This is a genomic window from Bacteroidota bacterium, from assembly GCA_034439655.1.
GTDB lineage: Bacteria > Bacteroidota > Bacteroidia > UKL13-3 > UKL13-3 > CANJUD01.
In genome coordinates this window covers 1-5720 of the sequence record JAWXAU010000131.1, presented here as the reverse complement: position 1 = coordinate 5720, position 5720 = coordinate 1, and the positions used below count along the sequence as shown (strand labels likewise).

Annotated in this window: 3 protein-coding genes; 1 reads left to right on the top strand and 2 read right to left on the bottom strand. The window is 39.9% G+C overall.

Features of this window, described 5'->3' with window-relative positions; translation table 11 throughout:
* Positions 1 to 361: 361 nt before the first annotated feature.
* Complete coding sequence (uvrA, locus tag SGJ10_09315; protein MDZ4758324.1) at positions 362 to 3202, bottom strand: excinuclease ABC subunit UvrA; 2841 nt, start codon at positions 3200 to 3202, stop codon at positions 362 to 364.
* A 672-nt stretch (positions 3203 to 3874) separates the two neighbouring features.
* On the bottom strand, positions 3875 to 4501 hold the full coding sequence (locus SGJ10_09310; protein MDZ4758323.1) for a uridine-cytidine kinase: 627 nt from the start codon (positions 4499 to 4501) through the stop codon (positions 3875 to 3877).
* A 194-nt stretch (positions 4502 to 4695) separates the two neighbouring features.
* Here SGJ10_09310 and SGJ10_09305 point away from each other — a divergent pair.
* Positions 4696 to 5720: YHYH protein (locus SGJ10_09305; GenBank protein MDZ4758322.1), on the top strand; the 1025-nt coding region annotated here is incomplete at its 3' end.

Genomic DNA, 5720 nt, shown 5'->3' with positions numbered 1-5720 from the left:
TTAGTCCCTTTCTTTTGGACTATTATATATTGAGTTTCGGTGGTAATGCCGAACTACATCCCGAAAGCCCCGCTTAATCCCGATAATTATCGGGATGCGTGGGGATTAGTCCCCCTTTCTTTTGGACTATTATATATTGAGTTTCGGTATAATGAGCTAGTACAAGCGAAGAGTAGTTGGTGGGGACACCAACCATGCACAAAATGAAGTGGTTAGCGGGCTTCTGATGTTCCCTTCCCAAAATCGGAACGGAACTACCACGTAAAAGAATACTTTCTAAAAAAATGGAGGCCTTATATTTTGTAACACTTTGCCTTGTATTTTAGCTTATGGAAAGTTTAGAACTTTCCATAAGCTAAACTCATTTCAGTTCTTTTTTCAAAAACTGAGCAGTGTAGCTTTTCTTTACTTTAATAAGTTCTTCGGGTGTGCCTGTGGCCAATACCTGTCCGCCGCCATTGCCACCTTCGGGGCCGATGTCTATTATATAATCTGCCACCTTTATCACATCCATATTGTGCTCAATTACAAGTACCGTATTGCCTTTTTCTACTAGCTGGTTCAATACATCTAACAGTACTTTTACATCATCGAAATGCAAACCTGTGGTGGGCTCGTCCAATATATAAAAGGTATTACCTGTATCGCGTTTGCTAAGCTCAGTGGCAAGTTTTACCCGCTGGGCTTCGCCACCGCTTAACGTGGTGCTTTGTTGCCCCAAGGTGATATAACCCAAGCCCACATCTTTTAGTGTTTTTATTTTGCGATAGATGGAAGGTACAGGTTCAAAAAACTCCACCGCATGTTCTATACTCATATCCAAAACATCGCTAATAGATTTACCTTTATATCTAATTTCCAAAGTCTCTCTATTATATCTTTTGCCTTTGCAAGTTTCGCACTGCACGTATACATCGGGGAGGAAATTCATTTCGATGGCACGCATGCCGCCGCCTTCGCAAGTTTCGCAACGGCCTCCTTTTACATTGAACGAAAAACGGCCCGGTTTGTAGCCACGTATTTTCGCTTCGGGTAAAGCAGTAAACAGGTTTCTGATATCTGTATATACCTCTACGTAGGTGGCGGGATTACTTCTTGGTGTGCGACCTATAGGGCTTTGATCAATCTCTATTACTTTATCAATATTTTTAAGTCCTGCAATACTTTTATGCGGTAAAGGTTTTAAACGACTTTGATAAAAATGTTTGTGTAATAATGGATATAATGTTTCATTAATTAAAGATGATTTGCCACTGCCCGAAACGCCTGTAACACAAATGAAGTTGCCCAATGGGAACTTGGCATCAACACTTTTTAAATTATTGCCCGTGCAGCCTTTCAGTTCTATATATTTCCCATTCCCTTCACGCCGTGTTTTAGGTACATCAATATTTCTTTTGCCACTTATATATTGTGAAGTAACGGAATTTTGTTGCATGAATTCTTGCAGATTTCCTTGTGCCACTATATGTCCACCATGGCTGCCAGCACCTGGGCCAATATCTACTATATAATCAGCATCCATCATCATATCTTTATCATGCTCCACTACCATAACGGTATTACCTATATCGCGTAGGTTCTTTAAACTTTCTATAAGTTTATGATTGTCGCGTTGGTGCAAACCTATACTGGGTTCGTCCAATATATATAATACACCGGTAAGTTGACTTCCTATCTGTGTGGCCAAGCGTATACGTTGTGCTTCACCGCCACTTAGTGTGCGGGCAGGACTGTTGAGGGTTAAGTATTCTAAACCTACATTTAATAAAAATCCCAAACGTGAACGAATTTCTTTGAGTACTTCGGTGGCAATTATTTTTTGTCTTTCGTCCAATTTGCTCTCCACATTTTCCATCCACTTGCCCAAGCTCAACAAATCCATTTCGGCCAATTGTGATATATTAGTATCAGCTATTTTATAGCAGAGGCTTTCTTGTTTCAATCGGGTGCCATGGCAACTGGGGCAGGGTGATACTTCCATAAACTCTTCGGCCCAAGCAGCTATGCTATCGCCCGGTTTTTCGAGGTACTGGCGTTTCACATAATTGGCTAGCCCCTCCCATTGTGTATGATATATTTGTTTATAGCCCGAAGCAAATTCATACTCAACATCCAACTGTTCCTGATCGCCATTGAGCAGAATATCCATTTGGTTTTTTTTCAGTGAATCGACGCTATCGTTCAATCCAAACTTATGTCTTTTGGCCAAAGCCTTCATTACTGCAAATGTCCAGTTGCTGCGGTATTCACCTAAGGGAGCCAATGCCCCCCCTACAATAGATTTGGTTGGGTCTGGAATTAAGAATTTCTCATTCACTTCGCGTTGTGTACCTAATCCATCGCAAGTGGGGCAAGCTCCATAGGGAGAGTTAAAAGAGAAAGTATTGGGCTGTGGCTCATCATAACTAATACCGCTAACGGGGTCCATTAGAAAACGACTATAATGTTGCACATTTTCCCCATCGGCCTCGGCCACCATTATAATACCTTTACCCGTTTTCATGGCCATTTTAATGCTGTCTTTTATGCGGGTTTCTTTGTCGACATCAGGTTGTACGCGGTCAATCAAAATCTCTATATCATGTATTTTGTATCGGTCGGTTTGCATTTTGGGTACAATGTCTTGTAGTTTTCCATCAATACGGACTTTGGTATACCCTTGTTTGCGAATTTGCTCGAAGAGTTCACGATAATGGCCTTTGCGGCCCTTCACTACTGGTGCGAGCAACATTATTTTTTTCTTATGAAAGTTGACGAATATCTTTTGAACAATTTGGTCTTCATTCATCTTTACCATTCGTTCGCCACTTATATAACTATAGGCATCGGCTGCACGGGCATATAATAAACGGAGAAAATCATAAACCTCAGTAATAGTGCCTACGGTTGAGCGTGGATTTTTGCTTACTGTTTTTTGCTCGATGGCGATAACGGGGCTTAGTCCATCAATCTTGTCCACATCGGGGCGTTCAAGATTCCCAACAAATTGTCGGGCATAAGCATTAAATGTTTCGAGGTAGCGGCGTTGCCCTTCAGCAAATATGGTGTCGAAAGCCAAGGAACTTTTGCCGCTACCGCTAAGGCCAGTTATAACAATAAGTTTGTTGCGGGGCATGGCGATATCAATATTTTTGAGGTTGTGCATGCGGGCACCGAATACCTCTATCAAGCCATCTTCTATTTCTTCTTTATTCTTCATTTATTACCTATCTCTAACAGGGATGCAAAGATATTTTACTCCCGACCATTATCGGGATTATATTTAGCATTTTTTATTTTAAAGCTGAATTGCGAATACTTCAACTAATATGAAACTTTCAAAACTTAGTGTGCTTTTTTACCCGTGGTTGGTCACACAACCACACGTGTTCGAAAAAATGCAATATATCGTCCCTAAAGGGCAATGTCATTAAGTTAAGCATTTGCCTCTTTTTAAAAGGCCGTCCCTACAGGACTTAGATTTACACAGTAGACATTTGTTACCAAAAGGTCGTCTCACTGGGACTAATAAATTTGGACTAAAAATCCCAGAGGGGTGGCATTTTGCTAATACAAAAGCAATGTAATATCAGAAAGTCTCTTTAGGCCCCGATTGCTATCGGGGGTAATGTATAAGAGACTGATATCTCCCGAATACCTATGGTTTTACCACCGACGCATTTGGTAAATGAACAAGTTGCTCCTAATAACCAAGCATAAAAAACCTTTGAACAGGTATTCCTAAAATCAGGAACTTGCAATTGGCTGGTCTTCTGATCCCTGTTCTTTAGGATTTGCAATCCTGAAGAAAGAGCAAAGGATTTATTATACCACAGCCAATGCTCAGTCTTTTGTGCAAGCTGCGTAATTAATCAATAACATTTAAGGGCTATTACTTATTAAACAACACTTGCCTAATATGGTTCTGTATAACTACCAAACCTCTATCATAATTTATATTATTGGCGATGATAATATCGCTATGGTTCCTGTATGGAAGGAGATATTCATCGTAGGCAGGCTTTACATGATTGTCCCATTGATATTTTACCAAATGATTCTCAATACCACGTTCGGCTGTATCTCGTTGCAGGCGGCGTTGCCATTTTATTTGCTCATCGGCATCTACAAATATTTTCAATTGTAGTTGCAGCGAAATTTGCTCAAAATAATATATAAAAAGTCCTTCTACTATAATAATAGGTGCGGACTCTACAACAATAGTTTCGGGAACTTTACCAGGGTTATTAAAAACATATTCCTTTTTGGTAATACTCTCTCCATTTTTTAGTTTTTCGATATCCTGCAAAAACCTGTCGATATCGATACAAGAAGGCAAATCATAATTTACAAATCCATTTGTATCGGCCTGCTGTTCATTAAAAGGTTTATAATAATTATCTTGAGCAACGATACATACTTCATCGGGCTTAAATGATGTTTTGAGATCGAGCAAAAAAGATGTTTTGCCCGATGCACTTCCACCTGTTATTCCTATGATGTATGGGTTGTTTGGCATTGCGTGAGTTTATATATTTTGTTGCAAAAGTACGGGTGGATGCGTGTATGTTTACATGCGTGTGTGCAACAGATTAGATTTGACAACTATACCCTCGCTAGTGCCAAGCAGAGTTGTCAAATCTACATCCATACCCCACCCTTTTTACAAACCATCCGTAATAAAAATTATAACCAAAAACACGAACCGCAAACATGAAAAATGGAATTATTTTATTTGCTATTATAGCATTCGCACTCAACCTAAATGCACAAACACTTACCCCTGAAGTAACCTCTTGGGTTATCAATACTAACTCGCAAAAAGGATATGGAAGTATTCTCAGCAATGTACAACAGGTGCAATACGCTACCACCAATGTATATGTGAGTGCTACCTGTATTCCAGGTTATGATATAGGCCCATGGACAGGAAATCCAAATACGCCAGCCAATCAGAATTTTGTTTTTAAAATTACACGCAATCCGCAGAAAAATACAGGGAATGCTATTGCTACTTCATTAGGTCATACAGGAGTGTGGAGCAATGGAGTTTCTATATTTAATGCCAAAGACGCACGCAGTTATAATAATGCGGGAGTGTGGAACCAGAATGCAATTTATGTGGAAGGCATAAGTTTTGATACCTGTTTGGGACATCCTGCTCCTAATGGTGAGTATCATACTCACCTCAATCCCCGTTGTTTATATAATGATAAAGACAATGCTACGCATTCTCCTATTATAGGATATGCATTTGACGGGTTTCCTATATATGGAGCTTATGGTTTTAGCAATACAAATGGAACGGGAAATATTACCCGTATGCGTAGCAGTTATGCAAAACGTAATATCAACACTCGCACCACTTTACCTGATGGCAGCACAGCATCAAATGCCGGACCTAATGTAGGTGGACAGTACCCGTTGGGTTATTATATAGAAGATTATTTATATACAAATGGCAGCGGCGATTTAGATGACCACAATGGTCGTTTTTGTGTAACGCCCGATTATCCAAATGGTATTTATGCTTACTTTGTAACGATAGATTCCCTATATAATGGCGAATATCCCTATACACCTGGACCCACTTATTATGGCACCGTACAACAGGGCAATATGGGCCCGGGCAGTGGACACAACACTCCAGGAACAGGAGAGACTGTAACAACTTATACCAAAACTACAGGAATTGATATGCTGGAAAATAGTAATACAATTAATATATTTCCCAATCC